28 protein-coding genes are annotated in these 20,751 nt (G+C 42.2%); 26 read left to right on the top strand and 2 right to left on the bottom strand.

The features are described 5' to 3' along the window. Positions 1-18: 18 nt before the first annotated feature. From J7Q78_RS06475 to J7Q78_RS06370, 22 genes are all read left to right on the top strand, one after another. A complete protein-coding gene (locus J7Q78_RS06475) occupies positions 19-363 on the top strand; it encodes an HNH endonuclease (RefSeq protein ID WP_208422209.1) in 345 nt (114 codons plus the stop codon). A gap of 116 nt (positions 364-479) precedes the next feature. Continuing rightward, positions 480-1,724, top strand: coding sequence for a phage portal protein (locus J7Q78_RS06470; RefSeq protein WP_208422208.1), 1,245 nt, complete (start codon positions 480-482; stop codon positions 1,722-1,724). Then, on the top strand, positions 1,714-2,490 hold the full coding sequence (locus J7Q78_RS06465; protein ID WP_235688070.1) for a hypothetical protein: 777 nt from the start codon (positions 1,714-1,716) through the stop codon (positions 2,488-2,490). The genes J7Q78_RS06470 and J7Q78_RS06465 overlap by 11 nt, the downstream gene beginning before the upstream one ends. Before the next feature lie 79 nt (positions 2,491-2,569). Continuing rightward, the gene (locus tag J7Q78_RS06460) at positions 2,570-3,979 is read left to right on the top strand and encodes a DEAD/DEAH box helicase family protein (protein WP_208422206.1); all 1,410 of its coding nucleotides are present in this window, start codon (positions 2,570-2,572) and stop codon (positions 3,977-3,979) included. Positions 3,980-4,058: 79 nt separating this feature from the next. Continuing rightward, complete coding sequence (locus tag J7Q78_RS06455; protein WP_208422205.1) at positions 4,059-4,529, top strand: capsid assembly scaffolding protein Gp46 family protein; 471 nt, start codon at positions 4,059-4,061, stop codon at positions 4,527-4,529. Between the two features lie 3 nt (positions 4,530-4,532). After that, on the top strand, positions 4,533-5,426 hold the full coding sequence (locus tag J7Q78_RS06450) for a phage major capsid family protein (RefSeq protein WP_208422204.1): 894 nt from the start codon (positions 4,533-4,535) through the stop codon (positions 5,424-5,426). A gap of 2 nt (positions 5,427-5,428) precedes the next feature. Beyond that, positions 5,429-5,749 carry a hypothetical protein gene (locus J7Q78_RS06445; protein ID WP_208422203.1) on the top strand — a complete coding sequence of 107 codons (321 nt, stop codon included), beginning with the start codon at positions 5,429-5,431 and terminating at the stop codon, positions 5,747-5,749. A gap of 4 nt (positions 5,750-5,753) precedes the next feature. Further along, complete coding sequence (locus J7Q78_RS06440) at positions 5,754-6,173, top strand: phage Gp19/Gp15/Gp42 family protein (protein ID WP_208422202.1); 420 nt, start codon at positions 5,754-5,756, stop codon at positions 6,171-6,173. Beyond that, positions 6,136-6,474 carry a hypothetical protein gene (locus J7Q78_RS06435; protein WP_208422201.1) on the top strand — a complete coding sequence of 113 codons (339 nt, stop codon included), beginning with the start codon at positions 6,136-6,138 and terminating at the stop codon, positions 6,472-6,474. The genes J7Q78_RS06440 and J7Q78_RS06435 overlap by 38 nt, the downstream gene beginning before the upstream one ends. Beyond that, positions 6,467-6,703, top strand: coding sequence for a hypothetical protein (locus J7Q78_RS06430; protein ID WP_208422200.1), 237 nt, complete (start codon positions 6,467-6,469; stop codon positions 6,701-6,703). Before J7Q78_RS06435 ends, J7Q78_RS06430 begins: the two co-directional genes overlap by 8 nt. After that, positions 6,703-7,038 carry a hypothetical protein gene (locus J7Q78_RS06425; RefSeq protein ID WP_208422199.1) on the top strand — a complete coding sequence of 112 codons (336 nt, stop codon included), beginning with the start codon at positions 6,703-6,705 and terminating at the stop codon, positions 7,036-7,038. Before J7Q78_RS06430 ends, J7Q78_RS06425 begins: the two co-directional genes overlap by 1 nt. An 11-nt stretch (positions 7,039-7,049) precedes the next feature. Next, positions 7,050-7,652 carry a phage tail tube protein gene (locus J7Q78_RS06420; protein WP_208422198.1) on the top strand — a complete coding sequence of 201 codons (603 nt, stop codon included), beginning with the start codon at positions 7,050-7,052 and terminating at the stop codon, positions 7,650-7,652. Further along, complete coding sequence (locus J7Q78_RS06415) at positions 7,652-7,915, top strand: hypothetical protein (protein ID WP_208422197.1); 264 nt, start codon at positions 7,652-7,654, stop codon at positions 7,913-7,915. The genes J7Q78_RS06420 and J7Q78_RS06415 overlap by 1 nt, the downstream gene beginning before the upstream one ends. A gap of 14 nt (positions 7,916-7,929) precedes the next feature. Beyond that, positions 7,930-8,319, top strand: coding sequence for a DUF5361 domain-containing protein (locus J7Q78_RS06410; protein WP_208422196.1), 390 nt, complete (start codon positions 7,930-7,932; stop codon positions 8,317-8,319). Beyond that, complete coding sequence (locus tag J7Q78_RS06405; RefSeq protein WP_208422195.1) at positions 8,309-10,804, top strand: phage tail protein; 2,496 nt, start codon at positions 8,309-8,311, stop codon at positions 10,802-10,804. The genes J7Q78_RS06410 and J7Q78_RS06405 overlap by 11 nt, the downstream gene beginning before the upstream one ends. Next, positions 10,788-11,516, top strand: coding sequence for a phage tail domain-containing protein (locus tag J7Q78_RS06400; protein ID WP_208422194.1), 729 nt, complete (start codon positions 10,788-10,790; stop codon positions 11,514-11,516). Before J7Q78_RS06405 ends, J7Q78_RS06400 begins: the two co-directional genes overlap by 17 nt. Before the next feature lies 1 nt (position 11,517). Continuing rightward, entirely contained in the window at positions 11,518-13,026 is a 1,509-nt protein-coding gene (locus tag J7Q78_RS06395) for a phage tail protein (RefSeq protein ID WP_208422193.1), read from the top strand. Beyond that, positions 13,016-15,091, top strand: coding sequence for a glycerophosphodiester phosphodiesterase (locus J7Q78_RS06390; protein WP_208422192.1), 2,076 nt, complete (start codon positions 13,016-13,018; stop codon positions 15,089-15,091). Before J7Q78_RS06395 ends, J7Q78_RS06390 begins: the two co-directional genes overlap by 11 nt. 38 nt (positions 15,092-15,129) lie before the next feature. Next, positions 15,130-15,642, top strand: a complete 513-nt coding sequence (locus tag J7Q78_RS06385) for an acyltransferase (protein WP_235688069.1) — start codon at positions 15,130-15,132, stop codon at positions 15,640-15,642. 74 nt (positions 15,643-15,716) lie between these two features. Next, positions 15,717-15,992 (top strand): hypothetical protein, encoded by a 276-nt coding sequence (locus J7Q78_RS06380; RefSeq protein ID WP_099960252.1) that lies wholly within the window; start codon positions 15,717-15,719, stop codon positions 15,990-15,992. Further along, the gene (locus J7Q78_RS06375; RefSeq protein WP_208422191.1) at positions 15,989-16,198 is read left to right on the top strand and encodes a phage holin; all 210 of its coding nucleotides are present in this window, start codon (positions 15,989-15,991) and stop codon (positions 16,196-16,198) included. Before J7Q78_RS06380 ends, J7Q78_RS06375 begins: the two co-directional genes overlap by 4 nt. Further along, a complete protein-coding gene (locus J7Q78_RS06370; RefSeq protein ID WP_208422190.1) occupies positions 16,195-17,082 on the top strand; it encodes an SH3 domain-containing protein in 888 nt (295 codons plus the stop codon). Before J7Q78_RS06375 ends, J7Q78_RS06370 begins: the two co-directional genes overlap by 4 nt. A 46-nt stretch (positions 17,083-17,128) precedes the next feature. On the opposite strand, the gene J7Q78_RS06365 is transcribed toward J7Q78_RS06370, so the two are convergent. Then, the gene (locus J7Q78_RS06365; RefSeq protein ID WP_208422189.1) at positions 17,129-18,433 is read right to left on the bottom strand and encodes a hypothetical protein; all 1,305 of its coding nucleotides are present in this window, start codon (positions 18,431-18,433) and stop codon (positions 17,129-17,131) included. 141 nt (positions 18,434-18,574) lie between these two features. Here J7Q78_RS06365 and J7Q78_RS06360 point away from each other — a divergent pair, with 141 nt between their 5' ends. Together J7Q78_RS06360 and J7Q78_RS06355 are read left to right on the top strand one after the other, a co-directional pair. Then, a complete protein-coding gene (locus J7Q78_RS06360; protein ID WP_208422188.1) occupies positions 18,575-18,868 on the top strand; it encodes a hypothetical protein in 294 nt (97 codons plus the stop codon). Positions 18,869-18,970: 102 nt separating this feature from the next. Beyond that, complete coding sequence (locus J7Q78_RS06355) at positions 18,971-19,216, top strand: hypothetical protein (RefSeq protein ID WP_208422187.1); 246 nt, start codon at positions 18,971-18,973, stop codon at positions 19,214-19,216. Positions 19,217-19,263: 47 nt separating this feature from the next. On the opposite strand, the gene J7Q78_RS06350 is transcribed toward J7Q78_RS06355, so the two are convergent. Beyond that, entirely contained in the window at positions 19,264-19,521 is a 258-nt protein-coding gene (locus J7Q78_RS06350; RefSeq protein WP_208422186.1) for a hypothetical protein, read from the bottom strand. An 86-nt stretch (positions 19,522-19,607) separates the two neighbouring features. Here J7Q78_RS06350 and J7Q78_RS06345 point away from each other — a divergent pair, with 86 nt between their 5' ends. Then, positions 19,608-19,868, top strand: a complete 261-nt coding sequence (locus tag J7Q78_RS06345) for a hypothetical protein (RefSeq protein WP_208422185.1) — start codon at positions 19,608-19,610, stop codon at positions 19,866-19,868. A gap of 28 nt (positions 19,869-19,896) precedes the next feature. After that, positions 19,897-20,175 carry a hypothetical protein gene (locus J7Q78_RS06340; RefSeq protein WP_208422184.1) on the top strand — a complete coding sequence of 93 codons (279 nt, stop codon included), beginning with the start codon at positions 19,897-19,899 and terminating at the stop codon, positions 20,173-20,175. Positions 20,176-20,751 lie beyond the last annotated feature (576 nt).

The following is a 20,751-nucleotide window of genomic DNA, read 5'->3' as shown; positions in this document are numbered from 1 at the left end:
CAAGGACCCCTGGCATCATTGAAGGGAGGTGGTACCATCCGAGCAGACAAGCAGGGACCGCATCGCGTTGCCTTTGAACACAATAAGAAGATAATCCTTAAGACGCAATCAGTTTGTGGCATTTGTGGTCAGCCAGTCGACAAGCAACTCAAGGCGCCTGATCCGATGAGTCCGGTTATTGATCACATGATTCCAGTCAGCAAGGGCGGCCATCCATCAGCGATGGACAACTTACAGCTGGCGCATTGGTCATGCAACCGGCAAAAGTCCGACAAGTTGTTTGTTGAAAAGGAAGAACCAAAGGTAATTGGCAATCGAAATCTGCCACAAAGCATAAAATGGATTAATTACAAAGCGCGTTAAATCAATGTTTTGACGGTCTGAAAGATAGGGGGGTTACTCCCCCACCTCGGGTGGGAGAGTCCTTCACGCCGTCACTGTACATTTTTTCTCGCGCGAATGCGAAAGGAGTTGACAATATGGCATTAAAAGGGAAGGTTTATCTTAGCCAAAAGCTACAGCGACACCGAGCACGGGCATTACTAAGATATAACCAATATGCGATGAAACATGTCGATAATAGTTTCAGTGTGACGATTCCGCAATCGATTCGGAATCGGTATCGTTCAGTTTTAGGCTGGACAGGAAAAGGCGTTGACAGTTTGGCCGATCGATTGGTGTTTCGAGCGTTTATTCACGACGATTTTGAAGCCAATGAAATCTTTGCGGTCAATAATCCCGATGTATTTTTTGATAGCGTGGTCTTATCCGCGCTCATTGCATCGTGTGCATTCGTTTATATTTCAAAAGGATCGGATGACCTGCCGCGCTTGCAGGTAATTGAGGCGACAAATGCTACGGGAGTGATTGACCCCATCACTGGTTTGTTGACAGAAGGCTACGCTGTTTTGGAACGGGACAACTTGCGTAATCCAGTCGTTGAAGCCTATTTCACGCCAACCGAAACGCAGTTTTATTTTGCCGATACTAAGGTAAAAAATTTTGTCGAGCCGAATCCAACGGGACACCCTTTATTAGTGCCGGTTATTCATCGCCCAGATGCGGTGCGACCTTTTGGCCGGTCTAGAATCTCGCGTGCTGGGATGTATTACCAACAGTATGCTAAGCGGACGTTGGAACGGGCGGAAATCACTGCCGAGTTCTATTCATATCCGCAAAAGTATGTTGTTGGTCTTTCAAATGATGCCGAACCAATGGATGCATGGAAAGCGACTGTTTCATCGATGTTGCAGTTTACTAAAGATGAAAATAACGATAGTCCAACGCTTGGACAATTCTCAACCTCATCAATGGCGCCGTTCACTGAGCAACTTAAAACGGCCGCCGCTGGTTTTGCTGGCGAATCTGGTTTAACAATGGATGATTTGGGCTTTGCATCCGATAATCCGGCCAGTGTTGAAGCGATTAAAGCTAGCCATGAAAACTTACGCCTTGCTGGTCGCAAAGCACAACGTTCGCTGGGGTCTGGTCTACTGAATGTGGCCTATGTTGCTGCATGCTTACGTGACGAACAGCCGTATTACCGCAGTCAATTCAGCAAGACCGTACCGAAGTGGGAACCATTATTTGAAGCCGATGCCAGTGCATTGAGTTTAATCGGTGACGGGGCCGTGAAATTGAATCAGGCATTGCCGGGGTTCATGAACGCTGAAACAATCCGTGATTTAACTGGCGTCAAAGGAGCTGATGGCAGTGGACAATGATATCGTGCCGGGATTGCTGGCCACAATCAATAAAGAATTTGATCAGCGGACAATTGAAAATGCTAAATTGAAGTCGGCGCTGCAACTACTGAAACGTAAACGAGCAACTTACCGTGACGTGAACGATTATGCGGTTGAAGTTGGTCAGATTTTAGCCGATGTGCTCGGCACCAACGTCACAGCGGAATTGCTACCAGATGGCCACATGTATTTCAACATTGCTGACCGTGTACTTAATGAGACGCTTAAAAAGAATTACGACTTGATTACCGGCTACGCCATTGATGTGCAAACTCAGCTGAATCGTGAAGCAGGGCTGCGTCTCAAAGCGCAGGTGCCGGAATTGAATCGCGATCGTATTGTCGGCATCGTCAATCGACTAGTAAGCGAACCAGAATTTGACAAAATTAAGTGGCTATTGAACGAGCCAATTGTCACATTTAGCCAAAGCATTGTGGATGACGTGCTACAAAGGAATGTTGAGTTCCAAGCTAAGTCGGGACTGCGGCCAAAAATTACGCGGCGCGTTGTTGGTAAGGCGTGCAAGTGGTGTAGCAATCTAGCTGGTTCATATGACTACTTTGATAAGCCAGAAGAGATTTATCAGCGCCACGAACGATGCCGGTGTACTGTTGAATATCACCCTGGTTCCGGACGTCGGCAAGACGTCTGGTCAAAAAAGTGGATTGATCCACAACGAGATGCCAAGATTGAAACACGCAAGCAACTCAACATTAAAAAGAACACCTTAGCACTCAACGCGTAGTCGAGTGCTATTTTTATACCCACATTTTCGACCTAAGCACGTCGTTAAACTGCGGATAAGATTGAAGGAGGACTGAGCCATGACTACTACAGTTCGATTTGGCAATCAGCATCCTACTCAATCGGTAATATTGCCATATCACGAATCCATGTATCAAGAAGCGGTCGATATTTACGAAAAAACCGGTAATAAATGCTATGCCTGGCAAGCTGAAATGCTGGAACACGTCATGGCCGTTGATCAAGATGGTCTTTGGACGCATCAGAAGTTTGGCTACTCAATTCCCCGACGTAACGGGAAGACCGAAGTCATTTACGCCGTTGAGATGTGGGCACTCAAAAAGGGCTTGAATATCTTGCATACTGCCCATCGGATTAGTACGTCACATTCTTCATTCGAAAAACTAAAAAAATATTTAGAAAAGAGCGGCTACGTCGAGGGTGACGACTTTAATTCCATCAAGGCAAAAGGGCAGGAACGACTTGAACTCTATGCAACCGACGGTGTAATCCAGTTTCGAACGCGGACATCCAGCGGTGGCTTGGGTGAGGGCTTTGACATCCTGATTATTGATGAAGCTCAAGAATACACCACTGAACAAGAATCAGCTTTGAAGTATACGGTCACTGATAGTGACAATCCAATGACGATCATGTGCGGGACGCCACCAACTCCTGTTTCGAGCGGAACCGTGTTCGCGAGTTATCGTGAAAGCACCTTGTTCGGCAAGAGCAAGTATTCGGGGTGGGCGGAATGGTCCGTTGAGACCATGAAGGATATCCATGACATTGATGCCTGGTATCAGTCCAATCCGTCACTGGGATATCACTTAACCGAACGCAAAATCGAAGCTGAACTTGGGGATGACAAGCTAGATCATAATGTGCAACGTTTAGGCTATTGGCCAAAATACAATCAGAAGTCTGCTATCTCTGAACGAGATTGGGGGCAACTGCTGGTTAAGGCTACGCCAGTCTTCAAAGGTAAGTTGTTTGTTGGCATCAAGTACGGCAATGACAACACCAACGTTGCTATGAGCGTGGCAGTCCGCACACTATCAGGCAAGATTTTTATCGAAACAATCGATTGCCAATCAGTTCGAAATGGTAATCACTGGCTAATCCGCTTTTTGAAAGAGGCGGACGTTTCGAAAATTGTGATTGATGGTGCTGCTGGGCAAAAAATGCTTGATGATGAGCTGCGAGATAGCAAAATTAAAGGTGCCGTACTACCAACCGTTAAAGAGATTATTAAGGCCAATTCGCTTTGGGAAAACGGGATTTATCAGCGGACAATCTGTCACGCTGGGCAGCCGTCATTAACCAAGGTCGTGACTAACTCAGATAAGCGGAACATCGGGACCAACGGTGGATTTGGCTATCGCTCCCAGTTCGATGATATGGACATCAGTCTTATGGATAGCGCGATGCTAGCACACTGGGCCTGCACCGAGTTTAAACCAAAAGCAAAACAAAAAGTCAGATATTAAAACGACATCCACTAGGTGTCGTTTTTTTAGTGTCAAAAATTACCGAGACAGCCGGGAAAAGCTGGGAAAGGACATGAACATGACATTTAAAGTAATCGAAACACAAGCGGAATTAGATAAGATTTTGAAAGACCGATTAGATCGCCAAAAGGAAACATTAACTAAGCAATACGCGGACTACGATCAATTGAAATCACGTAACGAAGAATTGATGGCCGAAAATTCGGCTCTACAAACGACGGTCAGCGAAACCAGTGAAAAGGTCAAAGGATTCGACCAAGAAAAAGCCGACTTAATGGCTAAAATTTCAGGATTTAAAACAGCCAATTTACGGACCCAAATTGCCCTAAAACATGGCTTGCCAATTGACCTAGCTGATCGTTTGCAAGGCGAGGATGAAGCGACGCTTACTAAAGATGCCGAACGTCTATCAGGTTTCATGAAACCGATAAATCCAACACCACCACTTGCAGACCCAGAGGGGCCACAAGGTGGCGATAAAAACGAAAGTTATCGCAAATTAATTGAAAATATGAACATGGAGGAATAGAAAATGACAGTTTTATCAAAGGGAAGTTTGTTTGATCCAGAATTAGTGACTGATTTAGTGAATAAGGTGAAGGGGAAAAGTTCTCTTGCGATTTTGGCTAAACAAGTACCGGTTCCATTTGAAGGCAGTAAAGAATTTACGTTTTCAATGGACCAGGATATTGATATCGTGGCTGAAAACGGTAAGAAAACGCATGGTGGGGTCACAATTGCGCCAGTAACGATTGTGCCAATTAAAGTAGAATATGGTGCTCGTGTATCAGAAGAATTTATGTTTGCATCAGAAGATCGAAAAATTGAAATTTTGAAGGCATTCAATGAAGGCTATGCCTTGAAGTTAGCACGTGGGATTGACTTAATGGCATTTCATGGCATTAACCCGCGCACAAAGACAGCATCAACAATCATTGGCGACAATAGTTTTGATAGCAAAGTGACGCAAACAGTTGATTTTGACAAGACTAATCCAGATGCAAACATTGAAGCTGCTGTTGGCATGATCCAAGGTTCAGAAGGTACTGTCACAGGGATGGCAATGGACCCAGTGATGTCTGCTGCATTAGCTGCAATGCGAACGCGAGATGATGCACGCGTGTTCCCTGAATTAGCTTGGGGCGCTAACCCTGGCACAATCAATGGGCTAGCGGCAGATATTAATAATACGGTTTCAGGTGGTGGCGATGATTTAGCAATTGTCGGGGACTTTGCCAACATGTTCAAATGGGGATATGCGAAAGAAATTCCGTTAGAAGTTATTCCTTACGGTGATCCTGACAATTCTGGCGAGGATTTGAAGGGGCACAATCAGGTTTACTTGCGTTCCGAAACATTTATTGGATGGGGCATCATGGATGGCACGCAATTCGCACGCGTTATCAAACCAAAAGTGGAGGCCTAATCATGGAATATCAAAACACAAAGACAGGCTTTATTCTAATGACAGATTGCACAATTTCAGGTGAAAACTGGGTACAACTTGACCAATCGACTCCAGTGGGGCAAGCAGTTGTCCCAGTAACAGAAAAGGTGGAACATGCTACGGAAACACCAGTGTCAGTTGACGAATCAAATAAAGAACCAGAAGTAAGTGAAGACTTGGCTGGGTTCGACGGGATTACTATTAAAGAAATCAAACAGGAATTAGATGCCCAAGGGATTGAATATGATCCTAAAGCCAAGAAACAAGTACTTTATGATTTGATGATGAATCAGGGGAAGTGATGAGATGAAGTCGTTTGCAACAATTGAAAACGTTGAAACCATGTGGCGTAAATTAGAACAAGATGAATTAGCAAGAGCAACCGCGCTCTTGGACGTTGTTTCAAACGCGTTGCGGCTTGAAGCACGTAAGGTTGGCAAGGACTTAGATAAGATGGTCGCATCTGATGCAGTCTATGCTAGCGTTGCTTGCTCAGTGACGGTAGACGTGATTGCGCGCACCTTGATGACATCGACCAATCAAGAACCAATGACACAGATGACTCAAAGCGCACTTGGTTATTCCTATTCAGGTTCGTATCTCGTACCTGGTGGTGGCATGTTTATTAAGAATTCCGAGTTAAGTCGTTTGGGACTTAAACGGCAAAGATATGGGGTGATTGATTTCTATGCAGAAGATACAGGGAATCACGATTACATTAATTGACCAGGTTCAAACGGGCACAGATCCGTTAGGCAATCCAATCATAGAAGATAAGCCGGTCGAAATCAGCAACGTACTAGTTGCCCCCGTGTCGGCCGATGATATCACCAACCAGCTTAATTTAACGGGGCGTAAGGCGGTTTACACGTTGGCCATTCCCAAAGGCGACACACACGATTGGGAAAATAAGTCGGTTGTGTTTTTTGGCCAGCGTTGGAAAGTATTCGGGATGCCACTTGAAGGGATTGACGACCTTATCCCCCTCGATTGGAATAAGAAAGTGATGGTGGAACGCTATGCGTAAAAAAGGGTTCGCGCTTAATTACGCTGGTATTGGTCAGCTGCTAAAGTCATCCGAGATGCAAGCTGTTTTAACGGAACGGGCGACTGCTATCCGGAAGCGATGCGGAGATGGTTACGTGCAAGATATTTACGTCGGTGAGAACCGTGCTAATGCGATGGTGCGCGCTAAAACTATCAAAGCAAAGCGTGATAACATGAAGAATAATACGATCCTAAAGGCGGTGCGCTAATGATTGAAGTCACTATCTTAAACTTTTTGAACGCCCATTTGTCCGTGCCGGCTTACACCGACCGCCAAAACAAGATGCCAGCCAGCTATGTTATTTTTGAAAAAACAGGTGGTGCTAAAAAGAACCATTTGTTGTCTGGCACCGTTGCATTTCAAAGTTATGGTAAGTCGAAATACGAAGCGGGTATGCTAAACGAAGAATTGAAATGCGTTGTTGAAGACCTAGTGACGCTAGATGTGATTAGTGGGGTTAGTCTTAACAGCGACTACGATTTCACCGATACCACAACCAAGGAATATCGCTATCAAGCGGTGTTTGATATTAATTACTATTAGGAGGCTTATTAATGGCAGATGCAAAAAATGTAACGACCGCCAAGCCTAAAATTGGCGGTGCGATTTATACGGCACCATTAGGGACCAAGCTCCCTACAGACGCAATTACCAAATTACCCGATACGTTTAAAGGATTGGGATATATTTCAGATGATGGGTTGGTTAATACTAACTCGGGTAAGTCGGAAACAATCAAAGCATGGGGTGGTGCTGTTGTTAATTCGACGCAAACCGAAAAAGAAGATACTTTCCAATACACCTTGCTGGAAGCAACCAACGTTGAAGTGTTGAAAGAAGTTTATGGCCCTGAAAACGTATCGGGAACTTTGGATACAGTAATTGCGATCAAAGCCAATTCGGTCGAATTGCAAGAACACGTCCTTGTATTTGATATGGTGCTAAAAGGTGGTATTTTGAAGCGGATTGTTATTCCAAATGGCAAGGTTTCAGAAGTCGGTGACATCACTTATGCGGATGGAGATGCCGTTGGTTATGAAACAACTTTATCAGCAATTCCAGATGACACACCAGAAGCCAACACCCATTACGAATACATTCAAAAGCCAAAGGCAACAACTGACCTGGAAAGTAAGACAACTGAGGGGGCAAAATAATGTTTTTAGAAGGTAAAACGAAATCGGGGTTTAAATTTGCAGTCTCGCAAGAACGAGCTGAAAACTATGAGCTACTTGAAGCTTTAAGCGACCTTGAAGACAACACAATGGCATTACCAAGAGTAATCAAGTTGCTACTGGGTGATGATGGTGCCAAGCGGTTAAAAGACCATGTGCGGACTAAAGATGGCATGGTGCCACCTAAAGCAATGACCGAGGAAATCAGACAAATTATGCAAAGCAAGAACGAAACAAAAAACTAATAATCCTTGCCGAGATGATTAGGGTGGATAAAGATGCACTGATAAGTGATCTCGCAGAAACCTATCAAATATACGACTATCAGCAGTTACCGTTGTTCACGGTAGCTGCTTTTTCGTGTAATTTGCGTAATGATTCACGCATCAAATTGAAGATGAACCAACAAGCAGTCCCTATCAATACACAAGTGCTAATGGGGATTTTAGATGCTGTGAATCTGTTACTGTGGTCGCGGTCTAAAGATGCTGAACGCGGTGCTAATAAGCCACAATCAATTCTAGACGCCGTCATGGGCCCCCAGAAAAAGCAATCTGCGGATTCGGCTGTCACTTTTGACTCCGGCGAGGATTTTGAACGAATTAGAAATAACTTAATTACAGGAGGTGAGCTAAATAATGGCAACTGAACTTGGGCAAGCCTATGTCCAAATTGTGCCATCAGCTAAGGGGATTAGCGGGGCAATTAAGGGACAGTTAGATCCTGAGGCGGATTCAGCAGGCAAAAGTGCCGGCTCCAAAATTGGCACAGGCATTAAGCTTGCCGCAATTGCGGGGGTCGCCGCTGTTGGCGCAACGCTTGGGAAAATAATCTCATCATCTTTGTCAGAAGGGGCAGACCTTCAACAATCGCTTGGTGGGATTGAGACCCTGTTTAAAGGTAGTGCCAATAAGGTGAAAGGTTTTGCCAATGAAGCTTATAAGACAGCTGGATTGTCGGCGAATGCTTATATGGAAAACGTGACGAGTTTTAGTGCCAGCTTGCTTCAATCGGTTGGTGGCGACACTGAAAAGGCGGCCGACATCGGGAACATGGCGATGATTGACATGTCCGATAATGCCAATAAGATGGGGACGAGCATTGGTGATATCCAACATGCTTACCAAGGCTTCGCCAAACAAAACTACACAATGCTGGACAACTTAAAGCTTGGTTACGGTGGGACCAAAGAAGAAATGCAACGGTTATTGGACGATGCACAAAAAATCTCCGGGCAAAAATACGACATGAGTAACTTAGCCGATGCTTACAACGCGATTCACGTTGTTCAAGGTGAGTTAGATATTACTGGTACGACTGCCAAGGAAGCCGCCAGCACGTTCAGTGGTTCGTTTGAGTCAATGAAGGCTTCACTGTCCAATGTGCTTGGGAAGATGTCGCTAGGACAAGATATCGGGCCATCATTACAAGCATTAGCGGAAACCACATCGACGTTTTTGTTTAACAACTTCATTCCGATGGTTGGTAACATTTTAAAAGCGTTACCTGGTGCAATCACCACATTCATTGCAGATGCCGCCCCCAGTTTTATGGCGGGTGGGCAACAGTTGATCAGTGGATTAACGCAAGGTATGGCAGGTGGGCCGAGTGCTGTTACCGCATCATTAGGTGGCATTGTGTCAACCGTGACGCAATTCGGTTCAACGGTTAAAACAGCATTGCAATCAATCTTCCAATCAATTGGGCCGGTTATCTCAAACACGTTGGGGACAATCTTCACGCAACTGCCAGCGCTATTCACAACCGTTGTTGGGGCAATCACGCCAATTGTACAAATGATTGGGGACGCATTTACCAAGCTTGATTTCAGCGGACTTCAAAATTTGGCATCGGCGATTGTGCCAGCTGTTACCACGGGTTTTAGCACCATGATGGGCATTGTGGGGCCTGCAATCTCAAGTGTTATAACGTCGTTTGTCGGATTGTGGAATGCAGCGCAACCGCTCATTACAGTATTAGCCAGTGCATTAATGCCAGCGTTTCAAGTCATCGGGGCATTTCTCGGTGGTGTATTTAAAGGGATTCTGATGGGGATTTCCGCTGCGTTTGATCTCATTAGGATTGCTATCGGATTCTTAACACCGATTATTTCGGTGCTAGTTGGGGCATTTAATGCAATTGCCCCAGTACTGTCAGTCGTAGCTAGTTGGGTTGGGACTGTTATCGGAATGTTTGCTGGATTAGGCAGTGCGGGTAATGGACTACGCTCAATGCTTTCTAACGCATGGAGTAACATTCAGTCAGCCGTTTCGATTGCGGGTAACGTGATTAGCGGGACAATCGGCGGTATCAAGTTGGTATTCACCTCGCTTGGTTCTGCTGGTAGCATCTTGCGGTCACTGTTAAGTAGTGCATGGAATCTGATTCGCGCTACTATTTCAGCAGCTGGTAGTGGCATTATGGGGATGGTCAATGGTGTCCGGAATACATTCAGCAGCTTGGGCAATTTTGCTGGGACGATGCGTTCGCTGGTATCAGGTGCATTTAATGGGATGCGTGCTGTGATTTCCGGTGTCGCTGGTAATATCAGCGGGATAATTGGCGGTATCAGAAACGTATTTAGTAGTCTGACGCATATCGATTTAAGCGGTGCAGGTGTCGCAATCATGAACGGTTTTCTGAGCGGTTTAAAAGCCGCCTTTGAAAAGGTTAAAAGTTTCGTTGGTGGTATTGCGACATGGATTAAGGAACATAAAGGCCCGATTAGTTATGATGCAAAGTTATTAATTCCAGCTGGGAATGCAATCATGGGCGGATTTAATAAGAGTCTGCAAGATTCATTCCGCGATGTCCAAACAACAGTCTCTGGGATGGCTGATCGTTTAAGTTTGTCGATGACGCCATCGTTAGCATTTGATGAACCGGCGGCGTTGACTGGGAACAACCTCGCGCAGATGATGCGCCCAACGCCAACGGTTTACAATATGCACGCTGCACCAACTAATGCAGCCAACAACGCGGAAATGCTCAGTTTACTCCGCATCATTGCCGAGAAGCGCACCGTGGTCGATGGTTCTTCATTTGCTACGGCGTATGAAGAATACGGTTCGACTGAGACCGCACGGCGCAGTCAACTAAAAGAAAGGAATCTTGCAATTGGCAATAAAATCTAAGTACGCGTATGGGATTGAATTTAATGGTCACCGATCTAATGACTTTGGTTTGGACGTTCAAGCTAAAACGGTAGGGATGCCAGCTAAAAATAAAATCACACAGGCGATTCCTTTTAGCAATACTGTTTTGGATATCTCGGCTTTATACGGTGGTCAAACCTACAAGGAACGCACCATCAAAATGACGTTCATTGTCCGCGATGGCGCTAATCAGTCAAAAGAGCGTCTCTATTCATTATGGACGCAGGTCGTCAATTGGTTAATGGCACCAATGCAGAAAGTGAAGCTCAAGGACGACATCATGCACAATTATTACTATTTAGGTGAGGTGCAAAAAGAACCATCATGGGATGAGATGCGTGCTTATGGTAAATTGTCGGTCGAGTTCACTTGCTATCCATTCCGTATCGATGAATTAGTGGAGGGCAACGATATCTGGGACGATTTCAATTTTGAAACCGATATTGCCCAAAATACTGAGTTTGACATCGTCGGTAGGCGGGTGATTACGTTGTTTAATATCGGTGCCACATCTATTTCACCCGAACTGGTTGCCAGTGCGCCGTTTACGATTGAAGTGGGCGGGCAACGATTCACATTAAATGCTGGCACGTCTAGCAGTCCGGACTTTATGTTGCCAACTGGCGAGATTACCATCACCGTGATTGGTACGGGTAAACTGTCATTTAATTGGCATAAGGAGTTGATCTAATATGTATCGGGTGACTGTAAGAAATGGCTGGAATGGTGTGGAGCACACAATTCATTCGGAGAACCTCAACGATACCAAGCTTTTAACAGCTAAGATTACGCGGGATATTGATGCAATTGATTCGTTTCAATTTAGCATTAGCCCAAAATCACCCTACTACAATGACTTTAAAGGGATGACAACATTCGTGAAAGTGACGGTTCCCAAACGTAATCAGGTGCTCTTTGAAGGGCGCGTGCTCCCGACCACCGATTCAATGGCAACTAGTGGTGAGTTTAACAAAGAAATTACCTGTGAGGGGCTGCTCGCATTCTTGCACGATTCAACGCAAGACTACTATGCGTTGGCAAACAATGATTTGCAGTCGTTTCTCCAACACATAATTGACGTGCACAATCGCCAAGTTGATACGTTCAAAAAAATTAAGCTAGGGCAAGTCACCGTGACCAGCCCATCGGATAACGTCTACAAGTCGATTGATGACTCAAAAACAACCTACGAGACTATCAAAGATAAACTGATCACAAAGTATGGCGGTGAGATGCGACTCCGCCACGAATCGGATGGACTATACCTCGACTACATGCCAGAAATCGCAGTTCAAAGCAATCAAGAGATTCGTTTGGCGAGCAATCTGCTATCCATCAAAAGGGCGCTTAATCCTAGCACAGTGTATTCAATCATTAAGCCCTTGGGTGCACGCGCTGAAACAACGACACAAGCAGATGAGAATAATACCGACATATCACAACCGCGATTAACAATTGAGACTGTCAACGCTGGCAGTCCTTTTTTAGTCTCACAAAAATTGGTTGCTCAGATTGGTCGAGTAGTACATCCGGAAGTCTGGGACGACGTCAAAGTTGCCTCAATCCTGAAATCAAAAGGGCAAGCAATGCTAGATAGTCAACGACTTATTAAAGAACAGTTCCAAGTAAGTGCTGTGGACCTCAGTCTTTTGACAGGCAAGATGGTTGATGCTTTTGAAGTGGGAAACTATCACCGCACCATCAATCCGCTGATGGGCATTGATGAGCAGTTACGAATTGTCGGCCAGTCGTTAGACATATGTAACCCACTCAGCTCAACGCTCTCAATCGGTGATAAATTATTAAGTCAGGAAGACTATGAGTTGGCCATCAAAATGAAAAACGTGATTGCCATTCAAGAAATGAAAGTGAAAGTGGCACTTCAAGCCACCAAAGTCACCACACTCACCAAAGAGCTAGCCACTACCACCACGGAGCTAACCACGCTCAAACAGGCCTACGATAAGTTAATTGCCAATATCGGCAACGTCGACCTAGCCACAATTAGTAAGCAATTAAGCGCGCTAGAGCACCAGACAGAGACAATCATCAACAACTTAGCTGAGGTAGCAGATTCGGTGCTAGCACTAGATGATTTTAAAAAAGAACAAACCACGCTAAATACAAAACAGGAAACTATTAATAGAAATTTTGAGAAACGCTTAACTGCGTTGGAAGGGGGAGAAAATAGTGGCAGATGAAATTAAAAGAGATACAGTAGATTATCGGGATCCAACACCGTTTGACGGCAGTAAATTACAACCAATCGGTGAAATCAGCAAGGCAATCCGCCATAAAACGTATGGTGTGGACACTCGTGAAGCAATCGCCCAACAAGGTGAAGCATTAGTTAAGCTGATGCAAGAGGCTGGCGGGAATCAATCAGCGGAGGTTGCAGCAGCTCGTGGGAATTTTGAGTTGCTCGGCATTCGCGAAGATGCGCAAGATAATGCTATTGCCGTTACTAATTCAAGACTAGCGAATAAAGCTGACAAAACATATATCGATGATTACTTATCGCAACTAAGTTATGTACCAGAAACGGTAGCTAGTGTAGGCGAATTAAAATCGAAATATCCAAACGGCAAACCAGGATTGTTTATTACTGCGGATAATGGGCACAAGTATATTTGGACCAACGGCGCGTGGAAAGATGCTGGGATTTATCAATCTGTAGGGATTGAGGATGAATCAGTTGATTATTATAAAGTTTCTAAAAATATTCTAAATTTAACAATCGATATTCCAAAGGGTAATCCGGCTGATTATAATCCGGATTCCGGCATATTTACTTTCCCGAATACTGGAGATGTACAGACACGGTTATCCTGGGGTAACGAGTTCGAAGGCTCTTATTATTTGCTACCAAAAGAAGGATTGACGATTAAAAATACAAAGGATTTACATTCTGCTGTCAAACTGATATTTGACTATAGAAATAAAGATTTTATTTTTAAAGAGTGGTGGGAGACAGTTGAACCGTATCAAACAACAATATTTAATTATCGACAAGGTAGTTTTGCAACATCGATTTTCCCAGTAACAATTAACGGGCGTAGTCAATATGTCCCTAAATTAGATCATGTCGTAATCATGGGACCTTCATCAGAGGCTTTTATCAAAATAGACAAGCATAATCGAACAGTTACCTTCCCAGCGGGCGATACGGATTATGTCTTTCACGCCTACGGTCAAGTTGTGATTGGCGCGCCAAAGGAAGGTAAGGTCATTGAAATCCCGCGGTGGTCAGAGACGCAATCAACTGGAGCGTACCTATTAATCAGCCTTAACACCGGGGAGTTCAGCTGGTCAACTTACACTAATCTGCCAAAAACACAAGATTCGAGCCAAGCAATCGTGATGATTATTCGTCGTTTTGACGGAGATGAAGATGATTTTAAACAGCTAAACGTAAGCTGGTCGCCCATGCCTTGGGTGATGGACGATAAATTGTTCGGAAAAATTCCGTTGGCACGTAATGTGGCATTGCAGACGTCCGTTGAAGATGCTGTAAAAAATGTGATGCACCGTGGCTACAATGATAATACGCCTGAAAATGTAGCCTATGCGTTTAAACAAGCCAAGGCGCGCGGCTATAGCATGGTTGAAACCGATGTAACTTTTAACAAAGATAATGAGCCGATGATTATCCATGATGACACAATCAATCGAACCGCTCGCAATGCTGACGGTACAGAGTTATCCGAAGTGCTTAAGGTGGGCGATTTAACAACAGCACAGCTTAAAAACTACGATTATGGGCTTGCATGGGGCAAGCAGTACAAAGGTGAGCAGATTTTAACGCTTGATGAATTTCTAAAACTTGTCAAACCGTTAAATCTATACCCGTACATTGAGCTAAAGGGTGTAATCACCGATGACCAGGCTAGAATTGTTACAGCTTGCATTGATCGTAATGGTTTAGACGATGGCAGATACGCGTTTATTAGTTTCGGAATTGACAACTTAAATAAGCTTAATGCTCTTAAACCTAATGCTGACTATGGATATATATATTCGAGAGAAGTTAACGAACAGACTATTAGTAACTTGAGCGGTCTAAAGAGCAGTAATAACCGTGTGTTCCTGGATTATGGTGAGTGGTTAATTCAAGACAGCACAATCCCGAATCAAATTAAGGAAGCGGGATTTACAACAGAATGTTGGACTGTTTCGGACACTGAACGAGTTAAAAAATTAGTTGATTATGGCGTTACCGGTATAACAACTAGTTATGTTAACGTTATGGACGAGCTCGTTAAATAAAGTTATAATTTATATAACGACTTATTGGAGGGCTTGATTTGGCAAAATTAAGTAGAAAACAGAAAATAAAAGAATTAATTGGTAATATTTTAATCAGCGACCTCATGACTAATAGGTCTAAGATTAGGGTTCTAAAAAAGCTTGGCGTTAAATTTAATGGGAGTGCGATGGTTAAAAAATTCAACCACATCGATGGATTTAACCTTGAAATCGGCAATGGCTCATTGATCAATCGGGGGGCATTTATTTATCAAAACGGATTACCGGAAGCAAGGATAAAGCTGGGGGACAACGTATTCTTGGCGCCAAATATTAGTTTAATTTGTGTATCGCACAAAATAGGCGATTCTAAAATGCGGGCCGGTGACACATTCGCTGGCTCGATTGAAATAAAAGATGGCTCATGGCTGGGCGAAGGTGTTAAAGTGATGCCTGGCGTTACAATTGAAAAAGGATGTGTAATCGCTTCGGGAGCAATAGTGACAAAAGATACTGAGCCAAATGGACTATATGCGGGTGTCCCAGCGCGACGCATTAAAGATTTAGAATAGTTTTAAAATAGCAATCCTTATTCTGGATTGCTATTTTTATTGGTTTCAAATTAATTATGTAGGGAGGAACGAATTTGCATGGATTAGGTGGACTAACGTGGGGTGAGTGGGCTTCACTGATTGCGATTATTACTTTTATTGCAGGCTTAATCAGCCTGCTTTTTAAATACGCAGTTTTCGCGCCATTTCAAGGGGATATTAAAGAGCTTAATCACAATTTTAAGCAGCTCAATAACAATCTGTCTGACTTAAAAACAGACATCGAACGTTTGGACGAACGGGCAGACGAACACGACCGGCGACTAGATCGGCATCACGAACGTTTAAAAAGCTTAGGAGGTTACAGATGATTAAAAAAGTAGATTGGCACTCAAAGGTGCTGTGGACTTCGCTGACAGCTCTATTGATTGTATTAGTTCAGCAAGTGGCCAAAGTTTTCGGGGTTGAATTCAGCAACGATTTAGCTAACCAGGTTCAAGGTATTGTTAATACGGTGCTTACAATCTTAGGCTTAATTGGTGTTGTTTACGACACAACGAAAGGAGATTCAAAATGAAAAAATTAAATAAACTAGTAGTCGCCTTTGGGGCGGCTATTTTATTTGCATCAGGTACGACAGAGATGGCACAAGCCTATTCAGTAGATAATACCTATCAACTAGGTATTAATGAAGGTTCTAGCCAACGGACAAATAATCGAATTATTATCGCACACGAGACAGGAACTACTGCACCTGCTGTAAACAACGCCGCATTTATGAAGCGTACTTGGAATACCAACTATGCATACACACAATATGTCGTCGGTGACGGTGGTAAAGTTTATCGAGTTGGCGCTGATGGTTATGTAAGTTGGGGTGCTGGGACATGGGGCAACGCTAATGCACCAGTCCAAGTTGAATTAGCACGTACAACTAACGATGCTCAGTTTAAAGTAGATTACGCAGTTTATGTTAACCTATTGCGGGATTCGGCTAATAAGTTTGGTATCAGTACCAACTTAGATACTGGTTACGGGATTGTAACACATAAGTGGATTACTGATAATGTCTGGGGTGATCATCAAGACCCATATGGTTATTTAGCAAGCCATGGGATTACTAAAGCCCAATTTGCACAAGATTTGAAGACTGGTTTACCTGAAAATGGTAGCGGGACAAACACAACGCCAATCAATCCAGTTAAACCAACGCCTAATGAATGGGCCGAAAATTGGCACTTTACCAACGGCGACCAACCAATCCAAGCCCGCCTTGGCAAGCCCTCACTTAGTGCACCATATGCAGGCAAATTACCAGCGTGGACAACCATCTACTATGATCGCGTCGCTATCCGTGACGGTTATGTTTGGTGTCACTGGACAACCAACAACGGGGATTCGGTATGGATGCCGGTTCACCCAGTCGGCACAGCTAATAATGTTTGGGTATCGTTTGACTAACATAGGACACTAAAAAAGCCCTCGTTTGAGGGCTGTACATAAATAATTAACGTGGTTTTAGAAGGCCGTTTGTAACTAAATCATCACGAGAAATTTTTGAATTTATAATAATGTTATCCAGTTCATACATTTGATTATATTTAGCTTCCATTAATTCGGAAAAATGCTCAAAATACTTTTCTGGATGATTTTGAGTATTTTTCAAGGCATCAGAATTAGCAAATTTGGATAAGTATTCTAAGTAACTTTGACATAAAATCGCATCATCAAAATAATCACTATTAGTGAAAGAGTATTGAAAACCTGTATTTATTATAAGGTTATTTAAAAGCTTTGCTAATTTAAGCTGGTTATCTTGTAAGTCAAACCATTTATCATTTAAACGCACTTTTTTTTCGGGAAAGTTTTTATCATATTGACTTGAAGAAGACAGGTTTGATATTAATTTTCCAACAAGAGTTACAAGCAAATCAGCACTTCTTATGCCGACACTTGTTCTAGAGTCTTGATTAGCTACTACAGATGAATAGTTTTTCTCATTAAAATATTTAGGTTCAATACCTTCATCTAGAAATAGGGAATATTCTGATAATTCATCTTTATAATTTCTTTCTGTGAGCCATAAATCTAAAGAAAAATCGACTTTTTCCCAGTTGAATTTTGAATTGCCTTTTGGATCGTTAACATTAACATTTTGGCACTTATTGATAACAGTTATGATTTCTTTATAATTACTAATTTCTTTTCTCATACGGCTAACGTTTTTATTTTTTTCAATGATACTTTGTAAATCTTTTTTTATTGATTTAAGTATGGAATATATTTTTACATTTGAATTACTTAATTCATTGTTTACTTTACTAGTCGATTCAATTGCTACATATTTTATTAGTGAATACGCTAATAATTGAGAAGATATCTTCATTTTCTTTGAGGCAAATTCTATCCAATATTTCAACCGTCCCATCACAAGCGCTGAAACTTTATCCTCTGTTACAACACATGCACTGATATTATGTTTATTAAATAATTCGATAATGTCTATGAAATATTGGGTTTCACTCTTTGGTAAGCTCGCAAAACCGTTGACAAATTTTTTTCTATCTAATAATTTTGCACCTTTCAGTTCCACGGTACTATTGTGCATATTCGAAATAAACAATGCCTCTAATTTAATAAATTCTTTTTCAAAATGATCTTGATTTTTGTAAGGGATATCAATAGCTGCCATAACATATGTAAGCATATTGTCATCAGCAATTCGAAATCTATCCTTGATATTATTTATTTCATTTGTGTTAACCCGTAATTGGTTTTGCGGACCTTTTTCATCAATATAGATATTATGCATAGGAATAAATCACTCCTTTAGTTTTTGAAATGATTAAAATATATCTCAAATACTGTGATTAGTATATCAAATTACAAAACAAGTATCACTTAACATAAGAGAACACTTGTTCTTGCAATAAAACGCAAAAGAGTGGTCGAAATGGAATATATTAGTTTAAAAGGCATAATCAACAGAACGGTTAAAGTTATCAGTTTTGCCCCGTACCTGGTGCGTTTTGAGCTTAAAACAGATGAGCAATCCTATAATTGCTTAGTCGCAAAAGATGCGTTTAACTTTGTTTATCTAGCAGAAGAGAATGCGTCAAGCACAAGTGCGCAGCAAGGAGGCTACTTGCCTGCTTATGGTGAATGGCCATGTGATTCGTGGGCAAAAGTCGGAAACTGTACATGGATCCATCACGTATACAACGGACAGATATTTACTTACCAGTGAGAGAGTGTCCAAGTGGTACGCCTGGGGAACATTTAAATAAGCATTAAAATATTTCCTCTTTAGTGATACTATGAAGTATACAATAATATTGGGGGTATTATGGTGGAAGAAAAAGAAATGAATATACTAGGGATCTTGGGTTTTGTACTCTCTGTATTTTCACTATTCATTGCCGTAAAGACTACGTTAGGTTATCCTATATGGATTATTGGAATGGTGTTTTCAGTTGTGGGATTATCTAAAGAACGGAAGGGATTTGCAGTAGCAGGCGTAATTATTTCCTTTATGTCTCTGATTGCATTTTTAATTTTAGCGACATTTTTATTAGTTAATTTACCTAAAATTTAAAATAAGCCTAACTCACTCAATTGTGGGTTAGGCTTATTTTTTATGCTCTAATTATCAAATCCGCGATACTCAATAGGTAAGCCACTAGCAAGTAGCTTTTTAAGCACGTTTTTGTACGCATCTAAATCGCTGAAAAGCACTGAACCAAGTGCGTTGCTCCAAGTTGCACCGAATACATCTTCAAGGAAAAAGTTGTAAACATTGTTGAACTTATTTTTGACAATCAGTAATGAATAAGTATGTTTGGACATCTTTTTATACAAGTGTTCAAACTTCGCTAAAATAGAGTGTTCATTAATAGTCAAACAATCACCTCATCAACACTATACAATAAAAATTTGACAAATACGAATGTATGTTCGTATAATATACTTTCAAAGGAGTGGTCAAGATGGAATATGTCAGCTTAAAAGGCGCTATCAATAGTACCGTTAAAGTCATTAGTTTTAGCCCGTATTTAGTTCGTTTTGAACTTAAAACAGCCGAACAAACTTATAATTGCTTAGTTGCGAAAGATGCGTTCAATTTCGTTTATCTGGCAGAAGAGAATGCGCCAATTTCAATCTTTGGCCACTTCAACAAGCGCCATCAATTAGTTGTTGATAAATACCATGTCAAGAATGTAATTCAAAAATTATCTGTTGTAAGATGAGAACAGAACAAAAGTGGGAGCGAGTCAGATGGAACAATTTGTACCAGCGCGGATCAATGAGCAATATTATTTAACCCTAAACGAGACTGGCAAAGTTGAGCTACACAAAGAGGGCATCGGAGTGGTTGGTAGTATGAGCTACTATTACACGCGCAACGACTTACCTCTATTCATCTGTCAACACGAACCCAGCGCTAATCTAAAGACGATTCACGATGTAATGGTGCAACTCGATGATCAAATGGATGAAATGGTGGAGTGTGGCTGTTTAGTAGTTGGTGGAAAAAATGTAGCAATTAGACGCTAGAAAAGCTATAACCACACACGAACCACATAAAACCCACTAATATAGCGGTATATAGATGTTTATAATGTCCGCCTGTGACATTCGATAATCCTTGGAGACATCTAATCGCGCCTTTCATTTGCGCGGATAGATGTTTTTTTAATGGTGAAGTGAATCGAAAATGCAAGAATATTTAAAAGTACAGCAAACGTGGTTAGTTAACTTCTATTAAAAACGCAACTGGGATCGCTTTTCACTTCTAATTCGTTTGACTTTCTTGAGTGAAGAGCTCGGTGCAATCATTCAGATGAAAACGGCCGCTGCAAAGCAAGCGTCCTTAAAAGAGGCGCTAGGTTGTTTCGCTTAGTTATCCAATTATTTGTTCGCAATCAGCGAAATAAAATATTTTTAAAAAATAATTGCTGGTCTTTAAACGCTAATATAACAGCATTGATCGACTAAATCACAAACAGATAATCTGTAAATTTCGACATGTGGGTTGCTAATTAGAAAATGCCATGCTATACTGTTCAGGTAATCAAATTTTGAAACGTAATTTGAGTTTTGGATGCACAATACCTTCCTCTTTTACTTATC

The organism is Latilactobacillus fragifolii (assembly GCF_905332535.1).
GTDB classification, from domain to species: domain Bacteria; phylum Bacillota; class Bacilli; order Lactobacillales; family Lactobacillaceae; genus Latilactobacillus; species Latilactobacillus fragifolii.
This window is presented reverse-complemented; position numbering and strand designations above follow the sequence as displayed.